The sequence below is a fragment of the Hylemonella gracilis str. Niagara R genome (assembly GCF_000600295.1).
GTDB lineage: Bacteria > Pseudomonadota > Gammaproteobacteria > Burkholderiales > Burkholderiaceae_C > Hylemonella > Hylemonella gracilis_A.
This window is the reverse complement of record NZ_JEMG01000001.1, coordinates 1,838,726-1,860,992: the sequence shown is the minus strand read 5'-3', so window position 1 is coordinate 1,860,992 and position 22,267 is coordinate 1,838,726. Positions and strand designations below refer to the sequence as shown.

The following is a 22,267-nucleotide window of genomic DNA, read 5'->3' as shown; positions in this document are numbered from 1 at the left end:
AGAACTTCCGCCATGAACGCCCGCACACCCCTCGAACTTCGGCACGAATCCCTGGGCACTTCGGTGCACCAGCTCAGCAATGCCCACCTCGACGCGCTCGAGGAAGAAACCATCTTCATCCTGCGCGAAGTCGCCGCGGCCTTCGACCGCCCGGCCCTGCTGTTCTCGGGCGGCAAGGATTCGCTGGTGCTGCTCAAGTGCGCGGAGAAGGCTTTCGGCAAGAAAGGCGAAGGGTCCTCCGGCGGCGGCCTGCCCTATCCGCTGCTGATGATCGACACTGGCCACAACTTCCCCGAGGTCACGGCCTTCCGCGATCAGCGCGCGGCCGAGCTCGGCGCCCAGCTCATCGTCCGCGGCGTGGAAGACTCCATTAAGCGTGGCACCGTGCGCCTCGCGCACCCCGGCGAATCGCGCAACGCGCACCAGTCGGTCACCCTGCTCGAGGCCATCGAGGAATTCCGCTTCGACGCTTTGATCGGCGGTGCACGTCGTGACGAGGAGAAGGCCCGCGCCAAGGAACGCATCTTCAGCCACCGTGACGGCTTCGGCCAATGGAACCCCAAGGCCCAGCGGCCTGAACTCTGGACGCTGTTCAACACGCGCCTGGCGCCGGGCGAGCATTTCCGTGTTTTCCCCATCAGCAACTGGACCGAGCTGGACGTGTGGCAATACATCGCCCGTGAAAACGTGGCCCTGCCCAGCCTCTACTACACGCACAAGCGTGAAGTCATCGAACGCAAAGGCCTGCTGGTGCCCGTGACCGAACTCACGCCGCCCAAGGCCGGTGAGCAGGTGGTCGTGCGCGACGTGCGCTTTCGCACCGTGGGCGACATCACCTGCACCTGCCCCGTGGCCAGCACCGCCGCCAATGCCGACGACATCGTGATCGAGACCCTGGCCGCCGAAGTCAGCGAACGCGGCGCGACCCGCATGGACGACCAGACGAGCGATGCCTCGATGGAAAAGCGAAAGAAAGACGGGTATTTTTGAAACACCCCAGGCTGCGCGCACGGTGTGCGCTGCGCCACCCCCCTTGCAGGGGGCGCTCCCGGTGGCCCGGCGAAGCCGGTTCCACGGGAGCCCTCGAAAAGGAAACTTATGACCGCAACGACCCTCTCAAATCTCAGCACCGCATCGGCCCTGCGCTTCATCACCTGCGGCTCGGTCGACGACGGCAAAAGCACCCTGATCGGACGCTTGCTGGTCGACACCCGCGCCGTGCTGCAAGACCACCTGGCGGGCGTGCAGCGCCAGGGCCAGACCGACCTGGCGCTGCTGACCGACGGCCTGACAGCCGAGCGCGAGCAGGGCATCACCATCGACGTGGCCTACCGCTACTTCAGCACCGAGACGCGCAAGTTCATCATCGGCGACGCGCCGGGCCATGAGCAGTACACGCGCAACATGGTCACGGCTGCGTCGAGCGCCGACGCCGCCGTGGTGCTGATCGACGCCACCAAGTTGGAGTGGAAGAACCCGACCCATGCCCTGCTGCCTCAAACGCGCCGCCACAGCCTGTTGCTGCAGTTGCTGCGCGTGCCCTCCATCGTGTTCGCGGTCAACAAGCTGGACGCGGTGGACGACGCAGCGCTGGCCTTCAAGCACATCAGCGCCCAATTGGCCGCCTTCGCGCGCAACGCGGGTCTGAACGTCCATGCCACCGTGCCTGTTTCCGCCCTCAAAGGCTGGAACGTGGTGGACGCTGCGGAACAAAAAAGTTGGTGCGGCTACGAAGGTCCGACCTTGTTGCAGATCCTGGAAGCGCTGCCAACGACTGCGCCGGACACGGACTTGTCTTTCGCCTTCCCAGTCCAGTGGGTCGAGAAGTTTTCCTCCAGTAGCGATACCAGCCAGGGCCGTCGCGTGTTCTGGGGCCGCGTGGCCGCGGGCGCGGTCCAGGTGGGCGATGAGATCAAGGTCTTCCCGAGCGGCCAGACCGCCACGGTGGCGCAGGTGCTCAACCATGTTCGGCAACCCGAAACGGTGGGCGCAGGTCACAGCGCCGGCGTCGTGCTGGACCGGGAAGTGGACGTCTCGCGCGGCGATTGGCTGTTGTCGCCCGGGCACAGCGCGGGCACACAAAGCATCCAGGCCACCGTCGCCTGGCTGGACGATGAACCGCTGGTGCCCGGCCGGGTCTACTGGGCCTTGCACGGCCACCGCTGGGTCAAGGCCAAGGTGGCACGCATCGCGCACCGCCTGAACATCCAGACGCTGGCCAAGGAAGACACCCAGCAGCTCGACGCCAACAGCATCGGCCATGTGGAATTGGCGCTGCAGGCCCCGCTGGCCGTGCTGCCCTTTGCCCAGGCGCGCGTGCTGGGTTCGCTCATCCTGGTCGACACGGCCAGCCACAAGACCGCCGGGGCCGTTCTGGTGAACCCGGCCGTGGCCTGAGTCCTTCCCGAGCCCCATCCTTTAAAATCGCGGGTTTCCACCCAGCCAGAACTACAAATGACTCACGTCGTCACTGAAGCCTGCATCCGCTGCAAATACACCGATTGCGTCGATGTCTGCCCCGTCGACTGCTTCCGCGAAGGTCCGAATTTCCTGACCATCGACCCGGACGAGTGCATCGACTGCGCGGTCTGCATCCCCGAATGCCCGGTCAACGCCATCTACGCCGAGGAAGACGTGCCATCGGGGCAGATGCACATGATCAAGCTCAACGCCGAACTGGCCCGTGCGCCGGGCTGGAAGAGCATCACGAAGCGCAAGGCCGCCTTGCCCGATGCCGAGGACTGGAAAGACAAGACGGGCAAGCTCTCCGAGTTGATCCGCTGATCGCCCTGGTGTGTTTCCAGAGTTTCGTCACCGATTTTCACCACTGAGCCGGCCACGCTGGCTCCCTCTCTACGCGCTACCGTGCAGTTTCAAACCCCGTTCCAAACCCATGCGGGCGGCCCCGACGCCCCCGTGATCGAAACCGATGCCGTCATCATCGGTGCCGGCCCCGTGGGCCTGTTCCAGGTGTTCGAGCTCGGCCTGCTTGAAGTCAAGGCCCATGTGATCGACTCGCTCGCCTACCCCGGCGGCCAGCCCATCGAGCTCTACCCCGACAAACCCATCTACGACATTCCGGCCGTGCCGGTCTGCACGGGCCTGGAACTGACGGAATCCCTGCTCAAGCAAATCGAGCCCTTTGGCGCCACCTTCCACCTGGGCCAGACCGTGACCGTGGTGCACAAGCGCGAGGATGGCCGCTTTGACGTCGAGACCGACAAGGGCACGCGTTTCATCACCAAGACCATCTTCATCGCCGCTGGTGTGGGGGCCTTCGAGCCGCGCACACTGAAGGTGGATGGGCTGGACAAGTTCACGGGCACACAACTCCACTACCGCGTCAAGAACCCGGCTGACTTCGCGGGCAAGAACCTGCTGATCGTGGGCGGTGGCGACTCGGCGCTGGACTGGACGCTGAACTTCACCAGCGATGGGCCGAACAAGGCCGAAAGCGTGATCCTGGTGCACCGCCGCGATGGCTTCAAGGCCGCGCCCGCCAGCGTGGCGAAGATGCGCGAGTTGTGCGACGCCTACGAGATGCAGTTCATGGTCGGCCAGATCACGGACTTCGAGGAAAAGGACGGCAAGCTGGCCGCCGTGAAGGTGACCGGCGGCGACGGCGTGACGCGCGTGGTGCCGTTGGACGTGCTGCTGGTCTTCTTCGGCCTGTCGCCGAAGCTCGGCCCCATCGCCGACTGGGGTCTGGCCATCGAGCGCAAGCAGTTGGTGGTGGACACGGAGAAGTTCAGCACCAGCGTGCCGGGCATCTTTGCAGTCGGTGACATCAACACCTACCCGGGCAAGAAGAAGCTGATCCTCAGCGGTTTCCACGAATGCGCCCTGGCCGCCTTCGGCGCCATGCCCTTCATCAGCCCCGACAAGAAGGTGCACCTGCAGTACACGACGACCAGCCCGAAGCTGCACAAGGTGCTGGGGGTGGAGTCGCCGGTCTTCGATTGAACTTAGTTCTTCGTTTGCCCTGAGCTTGTTGAAGGGCAGCGATGTGCAGATGAGCAAACCCGCTTCGTGCGGGTTTTTTCATGCCCGCTGGTTTGGCGGGAGCCTCACCGGGCCTGCCCCCAACGCGCTCATACGGGGATGGCCTTCGGCTTCGTACTTCAGCAGGGTAGTAGCCACTTTCTCTACCTACGCCGCTGGAATTATTTGCCGTTTTCGGCGACGGAAATTTTTACAAATCGCTTACCGTCAACTGTATAAGCAATCACGTCGTTTTTACACAGTTCAACCGACACTGGCTGTCCAATGTTCTCGCGCAAAACGGCTTTTCCAGGACTCTGCGATTTGACATGCTCCAGATAGTGCCAATGGCTGCCATGCGCAAACAAATCCTGTCCTGCCATCTTGACAACTCCTTGAACCGTCTTTTGTTCTCCATTGCGTTGCAAGCAACTTTGGGCTCGCTCCACGGTCTGATCGTATGTACGGTTTCCAAGAAAAGAAACCCAAAACATGATTAGGAGGCCAACAAGCACCATGACAATCTCGACTCTGGTCTGAAGACTGCGACCCTGCGACAAGTTTTCCGATTTCTCTTTCGACATCTTCGAATCAAGCGCGCCCCGCGCGGATTTTGTATGACTTTCAAGCTCTCTGAAAGAAGGAGGCGCTATATCAAAGTGAGCTACCTACCTCACTTCAACTGCGCCAACGCCGCCTGCAGGCCCGCCACGCCACCCACGCGCTGGTCGTTGATGAAGATCTGCGGCATCTGGCGCACGGACGGGCCGCACTTTTCATAGAACGCAAGGCGCTCGGCCTCGTCATCGATGCGGATTTCCTCGAAAGGCAGCGAGCGGCTCTTGAGCAGCATCTTGGCTGTGTCGCATTGCTGGCAGGCGGATTTGGAATAGACAGTGATTTTCAGGTTCATGCCCATGAGTCTAGCGAGAGCGCTATTCGCACGGGCGCCGCAGCCCATTTCGATGGCTTCCCTGATCTGGACCATGCTGCGGGATTGCTGCTCCATCGCATGGGCGATCTCCTGCATGTGGACCGCCAGTGCACAACCTCCGCCGCGCCGGGCCCACCGCCAGCGTGCGATTTCGGGGATGGCGGCTCAGACGGGAATGAAGCCGCAGCGCCGCAAGTGCGGCGCATCGTCCTCTGACTTGCGGCATCGTGTTTGAACGAAGCGGCCGTAGGGCGCGCAGTGAGTTATGCCGCAGCGGCTTCATGCCCGGCTGAAGCGCGAAGCCGCAGGCCATCCCCGTATGAGCGCGCTGGCGGTGGGCCCGGCGCTGCAAGCCTGCAGCAGCACGGCCTTCAAAGCAATCGTATTCTCAAACCGCCTTGCTTCTTGAGCAAATTCCCCGCCTGACGGCCTGACTAAAATCAGCCGCATGTCCTCCCCCGATTTCGCCCCCGCGTACGCACATCTCCGCCTCCACACCGAATTCTCCGTCGTCGATGGCGCCACCCGCGTGGACGACGTGGTGGACGCCGCGGCAAAGGACAGCCAGCCCGCGCTGGCCATCACCGACCTCAACAACCTGTTCGGGGCCATCAAGTTCTACAAGGCCGCGCGCGGCAAGGGCGTCAAGCCTCTGATCGGTGCGGACATCGTGCTCGAGGGCCTGGGCAGCGACCCGCTCGCGACCAGCCGCCTGCTGCTGCTGGTGCAGAACAAGCAGGGTTACCTCAACCTCAGCGAACTCCTGGCCCGCGCCTGGACCAGCAACGTCCACAAGGCACAGGCCATGGTGAAGCTGGCCTGGCTGAAGGAACTGCACGAGGGCTTGATCGTGCTGTCTGGCGCGCAAGCCGGCGCCGTGGGCCAGGCCCTGGTGCAGGGCGACACCGCCCGCGCGCATGACCTGGCCCTGCAACTCGCCACCGTCTTCCCGCACCGCTTCTACCTGGAACTGCAACGCGCGGGCCGGGCGGACGACGAGGCGCATGTGGGCGCTGCGGTGCAACTGGCGGCCCGCCTGAAGCTACCGGTGGTGGCCACCCACCCGGTGCAGTTCCTGACCGAGGACGACTACGAGGCGCACGAAGCCCGCGTCTGCATCGCCGAAGGCGAAATCCTCGGCAACCCGCGCCGGGTGCGCAAGTTCACCAAGGAACAGTACTTCAAGAGCAGCGCGCAGATGCAGGCCCTGTTCGCCGACCTGCCCTCCGCACTGACCAACACGGTGGAAATCGCCAAGCGCTGCAACCTCACCCTGGTGCTGGGCAAGCCGCAACTGCCCAACTTCCCGATCCCGGGCGGCCTGTCGATGGACCACTACTTCCGCAAGGTCTCGCTCGAGGGACTGGAAGAGCGTCTGAGCCATCTCTATCCCGACCCGGCCAAGCGCGACGCCGAACGTCCGCGTTACTTGGAGCGGCTGGACTTCGAGATCAACACCATCCTGAAGATGGGCTTTCCGGGTTACTTCCTGATCGTGGGTGACTTCATCCAATGGGCTAAGGCCAACGGCTGCCCCGTGGGGCCGGGCCGCGGCTCGGGCGCGGGCTCGCTCGTGGCGTACGCACTCAAGATCACCGACCTCGACCCCCTGGCCTACAAGCTGCTGTTCGAGCGTTTCCTGAACCCCGAACGTGTCTCGATGCCGGACTTCGACATCGACTTCTGCCAGGCCAACCGCGACCGCGTGATCGAGTACGTGAAGGAACGCTACGGCCGCGAGGCCGTGAGCCAGATCGCCACCTTCGGAACCATGGCCGCACGCGCCGCCATCCGTGACGTCGGCCGTGTGATGGACATGAGCTACACCTTCTGCGACGGCATCAGCAAACTCATTCCCAACAAGCCGGGCCAGCACATCACCATCGACGGCGCGATCAAGGAAGTGCCCGAACTCGCCGAACGCCAGGCCAAGGAAGACGAGGTCAAGAACCTGCTTGAACTCGCGCAAAAGCTCGAAGGCATGACCCGCAACGTGGGCATGCACGCGGGTGGCGTGCTGATCGCGCCCGGCAAACTCACCGACTTCTGCCCGCTCTACCAGCAACCCGGCAGCGACGCCGCAGTCAGCCAGTACGACAAGGACGACGTGGAGGCCGTGGGCCTGGTGAAGTTCGACTTTCTGGGGTTGGCCACGCTGACCATCCTGGAAATCGCCCGCGAATTCATCATGAAGCGACACCCGGGCCAGGAGCACTTCAGCTTCGAGGCCATTCCGCTGGACGACAAGGCCACCTACCAGCTGTTCCAGGAAGGCAAGACCGAGGCCGTGTTCCAGTTTGAAAGTCGCGGCATGCAGGGCATGCTGCGCGACGCCAAACCCACACGGCTGGAAGACCTGATCGCCCTCAACGCGCTCTACCGCCCCGGCCCGATGGACCTGATCCCCAGCTTCGTGGCGCGCAAGCACGGACGCGAGGAGATCGAGTACCCGCACCCGCTGGTGGCCGACATGCTGTCCGAGACCTACGGCATCATGGTCTACCAGGAACAGGTGATGCAGACCGCGCAGATCCTGGGCGGCTACTCGCTCGGCGGCGCCGACCTGCTGCGCCGCGCCATGGGCAAGAAAAAGGCCGAGGAGATGGCGCAGCACCGCGAAATCTTCCGCAAGGGCGCCGCCCAGAACGGCATCGCCCAGGAGAAGGCAGACGAAATCTTCGACCTGATGGAGAAGTTCGCGGGCTACGGTTTCAACAAGTCGCACGCCGCCGCCTACTCCCTGCTGGCCTACCACACGGCCTGGCTCAAGGTGCACTACACGGCCGAGTTCTTCTGCGCCAACATGACCGTGGAAATGGATGACACGGACAAACTCAAGGTGTTGTTTGAAGACGCGCAGAAGATGGGCATGCGCTTCGAGCCGCCCGACGTGAATCGGGGCAATTACCGCTTCGAGCCGGTGTCCGACACGGTGATCCGCTACGGCCTGGGCGCCGTCAAGGGCACCGGCCAGCAGGCCATCGAAGCCATCGTCAAGGCGCGGGAGGAAGAAGGCCCCTTCAAGAGCCTGTACGACTTCTGCAAGCGCGTGGACCGTGCTCGCATCAACAAGCGCACGGTGGAGGCGCTGATCAAGGCCGGCGCTTTCGACAGCCTGCACCTCAACCGCGCGGAACTGCTGGCCTCCATCGACCGCGCTTTTGACTTCGCCACGGCCAGCGCCGCCAACGCCAACCAGGGTGGCCTGTTCGACCTGATGGCCGACGACGGCGGTGACACCCATGGCTCCAGCACGCAGGAACCCGAGCTCGTCGAGGCCCTGCCCTGGGGCGTCAAAGAGCGCCTGAGCCACGAAAAGACCGCCGTGGGTTTCTACTTCTCGGGCCACCTGTTCGACGAGGTCGCCCACGAGGTGCGGCGTTTCGCCAAGCGCGAACTCGCCGAGCTGATCGACACGCGCGAGCCGCAACTGCTGGCTGGCATCGTCAGTGACCTGCGTGTCATCAACGGGCAGCGCGGCCGGCTGGCCCTGTTCAAGCTGGACGACAAGAGCGCGGTGCTGGACGCCCGCGTGGACGAAGCCCTGCTCAACGCCAACAAGAACCTGCTCAAGGACGACGAACTGATCGTGGTCACGGCCAAGGTCATGCCGGACCGTTTCTCAGGCGGTCTTCAGCTCAACGTCACCCAGCTCTGGAGCCTGGAAACGGCACGCTGCCGCTTCGGCAAGTACCTGAGCGTGGCGGTGAACCTGAATTCCGGTCGTTACCCCGATGTGCGCCGCCTGCTGGCCGATCATCCGCCACAACGCGAAATGACCGAACAAGGCGAACTGTTGCGCGGCCTGCCCGTGCGTTTCACGCTGAAAGTCGGCAGCGCGGACATCGGCACCTACCAGACCGCGCTGAAGACCGAGGACGAGAAGACCAAGTTCTACCCCAGCGACGCGGCACTGGCGGGCTGGATGGCCCAGGCCGATCAGGGCAAGGCGGTGGTGGTCTACGAGTAACAGGGTCAGCTCGGGGTCGCAATGGCCCTGCCGTCTTACCTAAAGACCTCAGGCGGCCACGCGCTGCACGGTGTCCGCATCACCGCGCGCCAAGGCCATCACCTGGCGCGGGTCCTCGGCCTTGAGGCGATGGTCGCTCCACACATGTCGCCAGCGTCGCGCACCGGGCAAGCCATGGCGCAGGCCCAGCATGTGCCGCGCGATGCCATACCAGCCCAGGCCCTCCTCGGCCTGCAGGCGCAGCATGTAGTCCACCATGCGCGCCTCGATGTCCTCGCGTGACGTGGCAGGCCCCGACTCGCCAAAGTAGAGGCGATCCCAGGACGCCAGCCACCAGGGGTTGTGGTAGGCCTCGCGGCCGATCATCACACCGTCCAGATGGACCGGGACACCATCCGCGGAGTCCGCCGCACCGAGCGGCGAGGCGGCGCTCTGCAACTGTTCCCGCACCTGTGCGTCGCTCGCGATACCCCCGTTGATGACGAGGGTGAGCGCGGGGAAGTCACGCTTGAGGCGGTGCACGAACTCGTAACGCAGCGGCGGAATCTCGCGGTTTTCCTTCGGGCTCAGGCCTTTGAGCCAAGCGTTGCGGGCATGGATGATGAAGGTCGTGCAACCGGCCTCGGCGACCGTGCCCACGAAATCGCGCACGAAGTCGTAACTTTCGACGCGATCAATGCCCACCCGGTGCTTCACCGTCACGGGCACCCGATCCGGGTTCTGGACGGCGTCGCGCATGGCCTTGATGCAGTCGGCCACCAGTTGCGGCTCGGCCATCAGGCAGGCGCCGAAGGCACCCCGCTGCACGCGCTCGCTGGGGCAGCCGCAGTTCAGGTTGATTTCGTCATAGCCCCATTGCTCGCCCAAACGGGCACAGGCGGCCAGGTCGGCCGGCTCGCTGCCCCCAAGTTGCAGGGCGACGGGGTGCTCGGAGGCATCGAAACGCAGGTGCCGCTCCACATCCCCATGCAGCAGCGCACCGGTGGTGATCATCTCGGTGTACAGGCGCGCATGCCGACTCAGCAGGCGATGGAAATAGCGGCAGTGCCGGTCGGTCCAGTCGATCATCGGCGCCACGCAGAGACGCCAGGGCGAAGACGCAACAAATGTAACAGCCGCAACAGATTGGACTGGCACGAAAACTGCGCCGGGAACGGCACTCGAAGCGTAGGGCAAGGCTGACGACGGCTGGGCGGAGGACATGGCGGAATTATCCGGCCCCACCCAGCACTTAAAATCCACACAGTTTTTTCAGTCATCAGGGAGCCACGTTTGCACTTCAGCCTGACCGCCTGGGCCGCCTGCGCGCCGGGCCTGCGCGAGCCGCAGGCGTGGTTGGCATGGGCGCGTCAACCCCATGTGCCCTTGCGGCAGGGGCTGGACAGCGACCTGCCCGCGCTCACCGAGCTGCCCGCGATGGCGAGGCGTCGGCTGAGCCCCCTGGGCCGCATGGCGGTTCAGGCGGCCTGGTGGTGCCAGGAGGCGCCAGTGGGGGGGGCCAGCCAGGCCATGGAGTCCTCCCAGCGCGATGCGACCTGTCCCGTGGTGTTTGCCTCGCGTCATGGCGACACCCAGCGCACCCTGGAACTGCAAGATGCCCTGGCAGCGGGCCAGGCCATGTCGCCCACGGCCTTCGGTCTGTCCGTGCACAACGCCATCAGCGCTCAGTACTCGATCGCGCGCGGTGACCGAGACAACTACATCGCGGTCGCCGCCGGCGTGGCCAGCGCGGCGGCCGGCCTGCTTGAAGCCCTGAGCCTTCTGGCGGACGGGGCCCCTGAAGTTCTGCTGGTCTGCCACGAGGAGGGGGTTCCGCTACCTTACGACCGCTACGTCGATCCGGCCGAATCACCGGGCCCGGCGATGGCCTGGGCCTGGGCCTGGCGACTCAATTCGGCCAGTTCCGCATCTGCGCAAGCGCTGCGGTTCACGCTGTCCCTCTCGCACGCAGAGGGTCTGGGACAAGCGCCCGCCAGCGCCTGCGCCGCCCCGGCTTCCACCACCCTGCTGCCTTTCGGACTCGACCTGCTGCGTTTTGTCCTGACGGACGAACCCCAGTGGACGCGCGAGGTGGACGGCCTATCCTGGCGTTTGCGACGTGACCCCGGCACGGTAGCGGCATCGCAAGCCCCGGCACAAGGCCCCGTGGCCAGCGGAGGGGTGCCGTGACGTCTGAACGCCCGCAGGCCTTGCACCTGCCTCGCCTCGGCCTCGGCGCCTGGCTGGAACGCGGTTGGCGCACCATCGCGACGCTGCTTTGCTTCATGGCGTTCGGTGCGGGCTGCTTGCTGATCTGGGGCCTGCTCTTTCCCCTGGTGACCAGTCCCCTATTGCTGACCCTGTCCGGTCAGGCGCGCCGCCGCGCCGCCGCGCAGGCCGTGATCCATGCCAGCTTCCGCGCCCTGGTCCGCCTGATGGCCAGTCTGGGCACCATTGAGGTTGAAATTCGAGGCGGGGAGAAGCTGCGCCGCCAGGGCCTGCTCATTCTGGCCAACCACCCCACCTTGATCGACGTGGTGCTGCTCATCGCCCAGGTGCGACACGCCGACTGCATCGTCAAGGGTGCGCTGGCGCGCAACCCCTTCACCCGTCACCCCATCCGGGCTGCAGGGTTCATCTGCAACAACTCTGGCGCCGGCCTGGTGGACGATTGCATCGCGTCGCTGCGCGCGGGCAACAACCTCGTCATCTTTCCCGAAGGCACGCGCACGCCGCGCCAATTGCTGGGGCACGACGGCCTCGCCAGTGCGAATCCGCCGCCCCGACTGCAGCGCGGTGCGGCGCAAATCGCGGTGCGCGGCGCCATCGACGTCACGCCGGTGCGCATCCGTTGCACGCCGCCCCTGCTGCTCAAGGGCGAGCCCTGGTGGCGCCTGCCCGCGCGGCGCAGCCACTTCCTGCTTGAGGTCGGCGACGACATCGCCATCCAGCCCTTTCTCGACACTGCGCAGGCGTCGAGCGAGCCCGATACGACACCAGGCGAAGCCCGTGCCGCGCGTCGCCTGACAGAATTCCTCAGTTCCTATTTTTTCCAGGAGTATCCCCGTGCAACAACTTGAGCAAGACATCAAAGAGCTCATCATTTCCTCGCTCGCATTGGAAGACGTGAGCCCGCAAGACATCGACCCCACGGCACCCCTGTTCGTCGAAGGCCTGGGCCTGGACAGCATCGATGCGCTGGAACTGGGCCTGGCCCTGCAGAAGCGTTATGGCGTGACCTTGAGCGCCGATTCCGAGGAAACTCGACGGCACTTCAGCAGCGTGCGTGCGCTGGCGGCCTTCGTGCAAGGTGCGGCCGCCAAGGCCTGAGCCCCTCCCCATCCCGCCAGCCCTTACGCCCGCCTTTTCGCTCCCTATTTCCGCCTCCCGCCATGACCAAAGACGACATCCTCCAGAAAATTGTGTCCATCCTGCACGACACCTTTGACATCGAGGTGGCGCGCATCACGCCCGAGGCACGCCTGTACGACGACCTGGACATCGACAGCATCGACGCCATCGACCTCATCGTGCAGTTGAAGCCGCTGCTGGGCAAGCGCCTGCAGCCCGAAGCCTTCAAGTCGGTGCGCACCGTTCAAGACGTGGTGGACGCGATCCACGCTCTGGCCACGGAGACCGCGGCCTGACCGGGTGGCGACTCCCGTTGCCGCGCCATTCGCTTCACCCACTGCATCGGCCTCACCTCATCCGCCTCCTGCCGCATTAGCGCCGTCCCACCTTGCGCCGTCTCCTCCTGCTCCTGCTCGCGCTGCTGACCTGCGCCTACCCGCTGCTGATCTACATCTCGCTCGGCCATGTGGCGCCGCATTGGCTGGCCTTGCTGCTGACCGCGATGGCGCTGCTGCGCGCGGCCGCAACGCGCGAGCGCCACTGGCTGATGGCCGCCCTGGGCGCGCTGCTGCTGGCCGGTGCGACCGCGGCCAGCGGCAACTTTCTGCCGCTGAAGTTCTACCCCGTGCTGGTCAACGCGGTGCTGCTGTTCGTCTTCACCTGGAGCTTGCGCCACCCGCCTTCCGTGATCGAACGCCTGGCCCGGCTCACCGAGCCCGCTCTGCCGCCTGCCGGCGTGGCCTATACGCGTGGACTGACCCAGGTCTGGTGCGGATTTTTCATCGTCAACGGCCTGCTGGCCCTGGTCACCGCGCTGTGGCCGCAGCAGGCCCACGGGGACGAACTCTGGGCGCTCTACAACGGCCTGATCGCCTACCTGCTCATGGGCTCGCTGTTCGCGGGTGAATGGCTGCTGCGCCCGCGCCTGCGTCGGCGCTTTGAAGCCCGCCATGCCGCCGCAGCGGCCCATGCCACGGCTTCAGACGCCCCCCAAACGCAGCCCTCCGACACGCCGTATTGGCGCCCGCTGACCGAAGTGGCCACCCGGTCCAGCGACGCGGATTTCCTGCGCCGGGTCCAGGCCTGGCGTGCCGCCTTCGCCGCGCAAGCCAGCCCGGCCGTGATCCTGTACTTCACGGACAGCCGGCGCTTCAGCTGCGCGCTCTACGGGGCTTGGCACGCGGGCAAGACCGTCTACCTGCCCGGGGACGCCCAGGCCGCCACGCTGCGCAGTCTGGACACCCTGCATGCGCAGGATGGTCCACCCCCTTGCCGCGCTGGCGATCTGCCCGGCGCGATGCCCGAGCCCCGGGTTTCGACGGAGGGCGACACCCCCTCCCCGCTCCCGCCACTGACACCGCTGGACGCGCGCACCACCCAACTCATCGTGCACACGTCGGGCTCCAGCGGCCAGCCCCAGGCCATACCCAAGCAGCTGGCCCAGCTGGACGCCGAGGTGCACACGCTGCAGGCCACCTTTGGCGCGCGCGTCGCTGCGGATGCCACGTTGTACACCACGGTGTCGCACCAGCACATCTACGGCCTGCTCTTCATCGTGCTGTGGCCGCTGGCGCTCACAGGCCGCGCGCCACGCTGCCACCGCATCGACTACCCCGAAGAACTCGCGGAGCAACTGCGCAGGCAGGCGAGCGGCCGGGCCATCCTGGTGAGCAGCCCCGCGCACCTCAAGCGTCTGCCAGCCAGCTCACCGGGCGGACTGGACTGGCGAGGTGCGCGAACGGCACTCTCGGCCATCTTCTCCTCCGGCGGACCGCTGCCACCAGAGGCCGCCGAAGCCGCGTTGGACCTGCTGGGACGATCGCCCATCGAGGTCTACGGCAGCTCGGAGACCGGTGGGATCGCCTGGCGCCAGCGCGCGGTCCATGGCGAACGCTGGTTGCCTTTCCAGGCGGTGGCATGGCGCATCGGACCGGACGAACTGCTCGCCGTGTGTTCGCCCAACCTGCCGGATGCGCAGTGGTTCCAGACCGCCGACCGCGCTCAAGCGCTGCCCGAGAGCGCCGGGGGCGGCTTCCTGCTGCAAGGACGCGCTGACCGCATCGTGAAGATCGAGGAAAAGCGCGTCTCGCTCAACGCGCTGGAAGCGACCTTGCTCGCCACCGGCCTGGTGAAAGAGGCGCGAGCCCTGGTGCTGGACGGTGCGGGCGACCACGCCCGGCCGCGACTGGCCGTGGTCGCCGTGCCCAGCGATGCGGGATGGGCCCTGCACGACGGCCAAGGCAAGCGCAACCTCAACGAGACATTGCGCGCCGCGCTGCTGCAAGCGGTGGAGCGCGTCGCCCTGCCCCGGCGCTGGCGCTACCTGCGTGAATTGCCGCAAAACGCTCAGGGCAAGACCACACAGGCGGATCTGGCCGCCCTGTTTTCAGATCACGGGGCCGAGGCCCAGCCTGGCATCACGGCGCCGACGGTCGCGCCCTCGCCCGCCCAAGGACCAGCCTTGCCGCCCTGGCGTCTCCTGCCCAACGATGCGCCTGCCCCAGCCGCCGAGCCAGCACAGGCCACGATCGCCCTGCTCGCGCTCGACATCCGCGCCGACCTGGCGGCCTTCGATGGACATTTCGATGGCCTGCCCATCCTGCCTGGCGTGGCGCAGATCGACTGGGCTGCGCGCCTGGGCCGCACCTGTTTCGCGCAAGCATTGAACACCGCCCAGCTGGCCGACCATTTCAGCCGCATCGAGGTGCTGAAGTTCCAGCAGCCCGTCCTGCCCGGCATGCAGGTGCAGCTACGCTTGCAGCTCCTGACGCGGCCAGAAGGCGGTCAGGCGCTGGAGTTCAGCTACCACGGCACGCAGGGCGGGCAGCCCGTCGTGCACTCCAGCGGACGGCTGGTCTACGCGCCCACGGGATCCACGGCATGAGCACGTCCTTGTCCGACGCCGCGCTCGCGTTCCGGCCCACGGCCATCATCCCGGTCTACAACCACCCGCGCACCATCGGCCGCATGGTGGAAGCGATGCTCGCGCACGATCTGCCCTGCCTGCTGGTGGACGATGGCAGCAACGCCGAATGCGCGGCCGTGCTGGACGCCCTGGTCATGCGGCATGCGCCCCGGGTCCGGCTGCTGCGCCTGCCCCAGAACCAGGGCAAGGGCGCTGCGGTCGTCGCGGGCCTGCGCGAAGCAGGTGCACACGGCCTGGGATCGCCAGCGGTCACGACACAGGCGGCGGAGTGCAGCCAGCCAGCGCGCTACACCCACGCCCTGCAGATCGATGCCGACGGCCAGCACGACCCGGCGGACCTGCCGCGCTTCCTGGCCCTGGCGCGCGCGCGGCCCGAAGCCGTCGTCTGCGGCGTGCCCATCTACGACACTTCCGTGCCCAAGGCCAGGCTGTACGCCCGCTACCTCACCCATGTCTGGGTCTGGATCAACACCTTGTCGCTGGACATCCGCGACTCGATGTGCGGCTATCGCGTCTATCCCCTGGCGCCCACCCTGGCCCTGCTCGACGCGGAACCCATCGGACGGCGCATGGACTTCGACACCGAAATCCTCGTGCGCCTGCACTGGCGCGGCCTGCCGATCCTCAACCTCCCAACGCGCGTGCATTACCCGCAGGACGGCGTGTCGCACTTCCGCGTCTGGCTGGACAATGCGCTGATCTCGCGCATGCACGCCCGGCTGTTCCTGGGCATGCTGTGGCGCGCACCGCGCCTGCTGGCGCGCAAGCTAAGACACGGCGGCGCCGCGCGCTTTGGAGGTGGTGCATGAAGAACCCGGCACAAAGCGCCAGCCCGGGGCCGGCGGCTTCCCAAGCCGCCACGTCCACGCCTTCCTCGACCTCCTCCAGCGCCCCCAGGTCGACGCACTGGGCCCACATTGGCGAAAGCACTTTCGTCGCCGGCCTGCTCTTCCTCTATGGCGTGCACCGACTGCTGGGGCGCTGGCCGTTCCGGCTCTGCCTCTACCCCGTGGTCTTCTATTACTGGGCCACCCGGCCGCTGGCGCGCCGCGCTTCGCTGGACTACCTGCGCCGCCTGCAGGCGGCGCACCGCGTCTTTGCCCGCACGCCGAACTGGCGGCACAGCCTGCGCCACTTCATTGCCTTCGCCGACAGCCTGCTGGACAAGCTGCTGGCCCTCAGCGGCCGCTACCGCTTCGAGCACATGCGCTTCACGGGCCGCGAACCCCTGTTCGCGATGATCGAGCGCGGACAAGGCGGCATCTTCATCACGGCGCACATTGGCTGCCTGGAACTGTGCCGCGCCGCCATCGCCGACCGCCACGCGGCCCTGCGGCTGACCGTGCTGGTGCACACCGCGCATGCGGAACGCTTCAACCGGGTGCTGCAGCGCCTGGGCGACCAGGCGCACGACGGCAGCGGCAGCCGTGTGCAACTGCTGCAGGTCAGCGAAGTCACGCCCGCGACCGCCGTGCTGCTGGCCGAGAAAGTGGCGCAAGGTGAATTCATCGCCATCGCGGGCGACCGGGTTCCCGTCGCCCTGCACAACCATGCCGCCAAGACGGTGCGCGCGCCTTTTCTCGGCGCGCAGGCGGCCTTCCCCATCGGCCCTTATGTGCTGGCGGCCCTGCTGCGTTGCCCGCTCTACCTGATGGCCTGCACCCGCGTGATGGTGCCAGGTCCGCGCGGCAAGCCGGTGAGCAGCTACGAGCTGCGCTTCGAGCCCATCGCCGAGCAGGTGCTGCTGCCGCGCGCCGACCGGCAGGGCGCGCTGGCCGAACTCGCCGCGCGCTACGCGCTGTGCCTCGACGCCACCGTGGCCCGCTCGCCTTACGACTGGTTCAACTTCTTTCCCTTCTGGGACAGCCCCGACCCCAGCAACGCTCGCGCCCCCCGCCCATGAAGCCCACCCACGCGCCCCTGGTCCACGAGATCGAGGTCACACCCGCCTTCTTCGACATCGACGTGATGGAGATCGTCTGGCACGGTCACTACGTCAAGTACCTAGAAATGGCGCGCTGTGCCCTGCTGGCCAAGTTCAACTACGACTACCCGCAGATGCGCGCTTCCGGCTACGCCTGGCCCATCGTGGACATGAGACTCAAGTACGTGCGCCCGGCCACCTATGGCAAGCCGATCATCGTGCGGGCCGAAATCGTGGAATGGGAAAACCGCCTGCGCATCAACTACCTCCTGCGCGACAAGGAGACCGGGGCGAAGTTGACCAGCGCCCACACCCTGCAAGTCGCGGTGGACATGACCACGCGGGAGATGTGCTTCGTCTGCCCGCCGGTGCTGTGGGAACGGCTGGGAGTGCGGCCATGACCCACGCGCAAGACCACGACAAGCTACGGCGCCGCAGCCTCGGCCTGTGCGCGGGCCTCGGCCTGGGTTTCAGTCTGCTCGGCCTGGCCGCCATGCGCCCCGCCCGCGCAACGGAGCCGGACACCGCGCCGCTGCTGGCGCGCATCCGCCAGCGCCTGCAGACGGCCCCGGTGCTGCGGGGCCAGTTCGAGCAGGTCAAGCGTGTCCAGGGCTTCAAGAACCCGCTCGTCTCGCGCGGGGAGTTCCTGGTCGCGCGCGACCATGGCATCGTCTGGCACACGCTCAGGCCCTTCGAGTCCACCCTGGTCGTGACCCGTGACCGCCTGCAAAACCGTCAGGCCGACGGCAGCGTCAGCAGCCAACTCGACGCGCGCGATGAACCTGGCCTGCGCGCCGTCAACGCCCTGCTCTTCGCGCTGATGGCCGCCGACCTGGAGACACTGGCCCAGCGTTTCCACATCCAGGGCACGGTCGGCGACGCCGCAGACGCGCAAGACTGGCGCATCAGCCTGCGCCCGCGCGACGCCGCGCTCGCGCAATGGCTGAGCCGCGTGGAGCTGCAAGGTGACCGCTACCTGCGCGGCGCCACCCTGGTCGAGGCGCGCGGCGATGAAAGCCTGATCCGTTTCAGCGCCCAGGCCACGGCCGAGCGCCTGAGCCCGGCGGAGGTTGCACGCTTTGACTGAGTCCCTCGTCCTCGCGCGCGCGCGGCGCTGGGCCTGGCATGGCGTGGCCCTGCTCTGGCTCGTCATGGTGCTGGTCGTCGCCGCGCACCAATGGCGCTTCTGGCAAGACCCCCATGGCCTGGACGCCGACGTGATGTCACTGCTGCCAGCCGACGAACAGGCGCCCGAAGTCACCCTGGCCACGCGCCAACTGGGCGATCAGGCCGCGCGCCAGGTCATCGTGATGCTGGGCACGCCGGATTGGGGGCAGACGCAGAAGGCGGCGCTTGCCTGGTCGCAGGCCTTGCGCGGGCAGGAGGTGCTGGTGGAAAGCCGGGCCTTCAACCCGACAGCCCAGGCCGACACCCTCGCCTTCTACCGCCCATGGCGTGACCGCCTGCTCACGCCCGCGCAGCGCGCACAGTTGCAGGACACCCCCACCGCCACGCTGGCGCAGAACGCGCTTACCACGCTGTACCAACCGGCGGTGCAGGCACGGCTCACGGACTGGCTCGGCGATCCCCTGGGGCTCTGGCCCCACTGGTGGACGGCACGCGCCGCTGAAACCCGAGCCCGCCCGCGCGCGGGCGAGCAGGGTGAATGGCTGTGGCTGTCCGCCGAGGGGCGTGAATGGGTGGTGTTGGCCTATGACATCCGCGGATCGGCCTTCGCACTCGATGGACAGGCCATCATCGGCGCCACCCTGGGGAAGGCGGAAGAAGCCGCGCGACAGGCGCTCGCGCAGGCCGCGCCCGGCGCCACGCTGGATCTCCTGCGCGCGGGCATCCCTCTGCATGCCGAGGCCGCCGCCGTGCAGGCTCACCGGGAAATCAACACCATCGGCTGGGGTTCGCTGGCCGCCGTGCTGCTGCTGGCATGGCTGGCTTTCCGCTCCCCGCGCCCGATCGCGCTGGTGGCGCTGTCGCTGGGCATCGGCTGCGCGGTCGCGCTCTCGGTCACCGCCTGGTTGTTCGGCTCGGTGCACCTGTTGACGCTCATCTTCGGCGCCAGCCTGGTGGGCGTGGCCGAGGACTATGGCATCCACTATTACGCCAGTCGCCAGGCACGGGCAACGACACCCCCGCGCAGCCTGATGCGCCAACTTCTGCCCGGCCTGCTGCTGGCCCTGGCCACCAGCATGCTGGCCTACCTGGCACTGGGACTGGCGCCCTTCCCCGGCCTGCGGCAGATCGCCGTCTTCTCTTGCGTGGGACTGGCCGCCGCGATGCTGACCGTGGTCTGCTGGTTCCCCCTGCTCGATGGGGGCACCGTGGGCCCGAACCGGTTTGCCGAGGCCGTGAGCGCCAGTCTGGCGCGATGGCCACGCCTGCGCCCACAGGCTGTGCTCCGGCGTGCACCCCGCGCCTGGCTGCCCTGGCTCGTGCTGGGTCTGCTGTGCGCCTTCGGGCTCACGCGGCTGCAGACCAGCGACGACGTGCGGCAGTTGCAAAGCTCGCCAGCGGAACTCATGCAATCGCAAATCCGCCTGGCCCACCTGCTGGGCGTGGCCAGTCCGGCGCAGTTCTACCTGGTTCAGGGCCAGGATGCGGAACAGGTCCTGCAACGCGAGGAAGCGTTGACGGCCCGGCTCGATGCCGTGGCGCGGCGTCACGGCCTGGGCTACAGCGCCCTGTCTCATTGGCTGCCCTCGGTGGCGCGTCAGCAAGCCGACGCCGCGTTGACCGCGCAAGCCGAGAGCCGCGTGCTGGGCGCGGTCGGCCAGGTCCTGGGCGAATCGCTGCGGCGACCGGCCTTCCCCGAGGCACCGCTGACGCTGGACCGCTGGCTGACCAGTGCAGCCTCGGCGGCGGCGCGCCCGCTCTGGCTGGGGGAACTGAAGGGCGCAGCGAGCCCCACGCAGGCGAGCGTGGTCCTGCTGCGGGGCCTGCACGACCCCACCCTGCTGCCCGAACTCGCCGCCGTCGCCCATGATCTGCCCGGTGTGCGCTGGGTCGACAAGGCGGAGGAAGTCACCTCCGTGCTGGGCCGCTACCGCGAGGCCATGGGCGTGCTGCTGCTGTTCGCGCACGCGGCGGTCTTCGCGGCGTTGGCCTGGCGCTTCGGACGTGGCGCCTGGCGCGCCTGGCTGCCCACGGCCCTGGGCAGCGTCATCACACTGGCGCTGCTGGGTCTGCTGGGTCAACCGCTGCAGTTGTTCAATGTGCTGGCGCTGCTGTTGTTGCTGGGCGTGGGCGTGGACTATGGCATCTTCCTGCTGGAGCACCCCAACGACGGCTCGGCTTGGCTAGCGGTCAGCCTGGGGGCGGTCAGCACCTGGCTGGCCTTCGGCTTGCTTGGGCTGTCCAGCACACCCGCGCTGCGCGCCTTCGGGCTGACCTTGCTGTTCGGCGTCGCCATCGTCGGACTGCTCGCACCCTGCCTGCGGCCCGTGCAAGAAGCACCCGGACCCACCTCCTGATTCAAGTTTTCACGCCTTCATGCCTTCCTCATCATGCGACTGCAGTTGAACTCCGCCAACGATTTTGTCCTCCGACACATGCGCGCCCTTGAAATGCTGGGCGTCCTCATGCGCATCTTCAGCTTCAGCCTTGTGAGCTGGATGGGACCGGACAGCCCCTTCATGTTCGTCTGGATCTTCAACACCATCGACGCGATGCTGCTGTCCTGGTGCGCCTGGCTGCGCAAGGACGCCGCCTACACCACGCTCAATGTGTTCTGGATCCTCGTCGGACTGATCGGCATCGCGCGTGCCGGCCAGTTCCTGCACTGATGCCCGCGCATGCCATCCATGCAGACCCCTTGCTTTCTGACAACACCATCCACTCGGCGGGCACAGGCTCAGCCCAAGAGGCTAGGTTCGGCGCCCTTGCGCCCGGCGATGCTTCGGGTCGCCCGCCGCGCTTCATACCTAACCAAGGTCAATTGACATGAAAACCGAAAAAACCGACATCCTCATCATCGGCGCCGGGCCTGCAGGCGCAGTGGCGGCGGGCCTGCTGCGCCAGCAGGGCCGCCAAGTGCTGATCCTGGAGCGCGAGCAGTTCCCGCGTTTCTCGATTGGGGAAAGCTTGCTGCCCCAAAGCATGGAGTTGATCGAGGCCGCGGGCATGCTGCGCGACGTGGTGCAAGCGGGTTTCCAGTACAAAAATGGCGCGGCCTTCGCTTGGAACGGCAGGTACACCGCGTTCGACTTTCGCGAGAAGTCCAGTCCGGGCTGGGGCACGACCTACCAGGTCCAGCGCGCCGACTTCGATCAGGTGCTCGCCAACGCAGCGCAAGGCATGGGAGCCGAAATCCGCTACCGCCATGAAGTGTCAGCGGTGGACGTGGACGCCGCGCGCCCTCGCTTGACCGTCAAATCCCCCGAAGGCGAGACTTACCAGGTCGAGGGCAACTACCTGCTGGACGCCAGTGGCTTCGGCCGCGTGTTGCCCAGGCTGCTGAAACTGGAAACACCCTCGAACTTCCCCGCGCGCGGTGCGATCTTCAGCCATGTGCGGGACCACATCGATCCGGCCAGCAGCTTCGACCGCAACAAGATCCGCGTCACCGTGCATCCGAAGTTTCCACATGTGTGGTACTGGACCATTCCGTTCTCCAACGGGCGCTGTTCCCTGGGGGTGGTGGCGCAGACGGAATTCCTCGCCCAGTACCCCGGCAGTGAATTGGAACGCCTGCAGGCCCTGGTGGCCGAAGCACCCGACCTGGCCGCCCTGCTCAAGGACGCGGAATGGGACACACCGGGCCGCCAGATCGTGGGTTATGCCGCCAACGTGAAATCCCTGCATGGCATGAACCAGGGCCACCGATATGCGCTGCTGGGCAACGCGGGGGAGTTCCTCGATCCGGTGTTCTCCAGCGGTGTGACCATCGCCTTCAAGTCCGCCAGCCTGGCCGCCGAGTGCATCCGCCGCGAAGCTGCGGGAGAAAAGGTGGACTGGGACGCGGATTACGATCGCGCGCTCAGGACGGGCGTAGACACCTTCCGAGCCTTCGTTGAAGCTTGGTACGAGGGCTGGTTCCAGCGCATCATCTTCCATGACAAGCAAAAAACACCCGACATCCACCGCATGATCTCCGCCATCCTCGCGGGTTACGTCTGGGATCGCACCAACCCCTACGTGGCCGAACCGCGTCGCCTGGCCGTACTGGCGCAGCTGTGCTCGGTCTGAAGC

General features: G+C 66.5%; 20 protein-coding genes. 17 read left to right on the top strand and 3 right to left on the bottom strand.

The window, feature by feature from the left end; genetic code table 11:
- The first annotated feature begins 12 nt into the window (after nt 1–12).
- The 4 genes from cysD to AZ34_RS08650 all read left to right on the top strand — a co-directional run bounded on the left by cysD (nt 13) and on the right by AZ34_RS08650 (nt 3,963).
- Nucleotides 13–990 carry a sulfate adenylyltransferase subunit CysD gene (gene cysD, locus AZ34_RS08665; RefSeq protein WP_035607101.1) on the top strand — a complete coding sequence of 326 codons (978 nt, stop codon included), beginning with the start codon at nt 13–15 and terminating at the stop codon, nt 988–990.
- 108 nt (nt 991–1,098) lie between these two features.
- Entirely contained in the window at nt 1,099–2,397 is a 1,299-nt protein-coding gene (locus AZ34_RS08660; protein WP_035607099.1) for a sulfate adenylyltransferase subunit 1, read from the top strand.
- 57 nt (nt 2,398–2,454) lie between these two features.
- Complete coding sequence (fdxA, locus tag AZ34_RS08655; protein ID WP_035607097.1) at nt 2,455–2,784, top strand: ferredoxin FdxA; 330 nt, start codon at nt 2,455–2,457, stop codon at nt 2,782–2,784.
- Nucleotides 2,785–2,865: 81 nt separating this feature from the next.
- Complete coding sequence (locus tag AZ34_RS08650) at nt 2,866–3,963, top strand: NAD(P)/FAD-dependent oxidoreductase (RefSeq protein ID WP_051509636.1); 1,098 nt, start codon at nt 2,866–2,868, stop codon at nt 3,961–3,963.
- 200 nt (nt 3,964–4,163) lie between these two features.
- Here the strand turns inward: AZ34_RS08650 and AZ34_RS18265 are convergent, their stop codons facing one another.
- The gene (locus AZ34_RS18265; RefSeq protein WP_155831753.1) at nt 4,164–4,565 is read right to left on the bottom strand and encodes a hypothetical protein; all 402 of its coding nucleotides are present in this window, start codon (nt 4,563–4,565) and stop codon (nt 4,164–4,166) included.
- An 89-nt stretch (nt 4,566–4,654) separates the two neighbouring features.
- Nucleotides 4,655–4,894 carry a glutaredoxin family protein gene (locus AZ34_RS08645; protein ID WP_035611270.1) on the bottom strand — a complete coding sequence of 80 codons (240 nt, stop codon included), beginning with the start codon at nt 4,892–4,894 and terminating at the stop codon, nt 4,655–4,657.
- Nucleotides 4,895–5,363: 469 nt separating this feature from the next.
- On the opposite strand from AZ34_RS08645, the gene dnaE reads away from it, so the two are divergent.
- Complete coding sequence (gene dnaE / locus AZ34_RS08640) at nt 5,364–8,885, top strand: DNA polymerase III subunit alpha (protein ID WP_035607095.1); 3,522 nt, start codon at nt 5,364–5,366, stop codon at nt 8,883–8,885.
- A gap of 48 nt (nt 8,886–8,933) precedes the next feature.
- Here dnaE and dusA read toward each other — a convergent pair whose 3' ends face one another.
- A complete protein-coding gene (dusA, locus tag AZ34_RS08635; RefSeq protein WP_051509635.1) occupies nt 8,934–9,953 on the bottom strand; it encodes a tRNA dihydrouridine(20/20a) synthase DusA in 1,020 nt (339 codons plus the stop codon).
- Nucleotides 9,954–10,157: 204 nt separating this feature from the next.
- Between dusA and AZ34_RS08630 the strand changes: the two genes are divergently transcribed.
- From AZ34_RS08630 to AZ34_RS08575, 12 genes are all read left to right on the top strand, one after another.
- Entirely contained in the window at nt 10,158–11,054 is an 897-nt protein-coding gene (locus AZ34_RS08630; protein ID WP_051509634.1) for a beta-ketoacyl synthase chain length factor, read from the top strand.
- Complete coding sequence (locus AZ34_RS08625; protein WP_231495495.1) at nt 11,051–11,944, top strand: lysophospholipid acyltransferase family protein; 894 nt, start codon at nt 11,051–11,053, stop codon at nt 11,942–11,944. Before AZ34_RS08630 ends, AZ34_RS08625 begins: the two co-directional genes overlap by 4 nt.
- Entirely contained in the window at nt 11,931–12,194 is a 264-nt protein-coding gene (locus tag AZ34_RS08620; protein ID WP_035607093.1) for a phosphopantetheine-binding protein, read from the top strand. The genes AZ34_RS08625 and AZ34_RS08620 overlap by 14 nt, the downstream gene beginning before the upstream one ends.
- 62 nt (nt 12,195–12,256) lie before the next feature.
- The gene (locus AZ34_RS08615) at nt 12,257–12,511 is read left to right on the top strand and encodes an acyl carrier protein (RefSeq protein ID WP_035607091.1); all 255 of its coding nucleotides are present in this window, start codon (nt 12,257–12,259) and stop codon (nt 12,509–12,511) included.
- Nucleotides 12,512–12,603: 92 nt separating this feature from the next.
- Nucleotides 12,604–15,099 carry an AMP-binding protein gene (locus tag AZ34_RS08610; protein WP_051509633.1) on the top strand — a complete coding sequence of 832 codons (2,496 nt, stop codon included), beginning with the start codon at nt 12,604–12,606 and terminating at the stop codon, nt 15,097–15,099.
- Nucleotides 15,096–15,950 (top strand): glycosyltransferase family 2 protein, encoded by an 855-nt coding sequence (locus tag AZ34_RS08605; RefSeq protein WP_035607088.1) that lies wholly within the window; start codon nt 15,096–15,098, stop codon nt 15,948–15,950. The genes AZ34_RS08610 and AZ34_RS08605 overlap by 4 nt, the downstream gene beginning before the upstream one ends.
- Nucleotides 15,947–17,044, top strand: coding sequence for an acyltransferase (locus AZ34_RS08600; protein WP_231495494.1), 1,098 nt, complete (start codon nt 15,947–15,949; stop codon nt 17,042–17,044). Before AZ34_RS08605 ends, AZ34_RS08600 begins: the two co-directional genes overlap by 4 nt.
- Entirely contained in the window at nt 17,041–17,466 is a 426-nt protein-coding gene (locus tag AZ34_RS08595; RefSeq protein ID WP_035607085.1) for an acyl-CoA thioesterase, read from the top strand. The genes AZ34_RS08600 and AZ34_RS08595 overlap by 4 nt, the downstream gene beginning before the upstream one ends.
- Nucleotides 17,463–18,152 (top strand): outer membrane lipoprotein carrier protein LolA, encoded by a 690-nt coding sequence (locus AZ34_RS08590; RefSeq protein WP_155831751.1) that lies wholly within the window; start codon nt 17,463–17,465, stop codon nt 18,150–18,152. Before AZ34_RS08595 ends, AZ34_RS08590 begins: the two co-directional genes overlap by 4 nt.
- Complete coding sequence (locus tag AZ34_RS08585) at nt 18,145–20,550, top strand: MMPL family transporter (RefSeq protein ID WP_197026517.1); 2,406 nt, start codon at nt 18,145–18,147, stop codon at nt 20,548–20,550. The genes AZ34_RS08590 and AZ34_RS08585 overlap by 8 nt, the downstream gene beginning before the upstream one ends.
- 78 nt (nt 20,551–20,628) lie before the next feature.
- The gene (locus AZ34_RS08580; protein WP_197026516.1) at nt 20,629–20,862 is read left to right on the top strand and encodes a hypothetical protein; all 234 of its coding nucleotides are present in this window, start codon (nt 20,629–20,631) and stop codon (nt 20,860–20,862) included.
- A gap of 157 nt (nt 20,863–21,019) precedes the next feature.
- Nucleotides 21,020–22,264, top strand: a complete 1,245-nt coding sequence (locus tag AZ34_RS08575) for an NAD(P)/FAD-dependent oxidoreductase (RefSeq protein ID WP_035607077.1) — start codon at nt 21,020–21,022, stop codon at nt 22,262–22,264.
- The last annotated feature ends 3 nt before the right edge of the window (nt 22,265–22,267 follow it).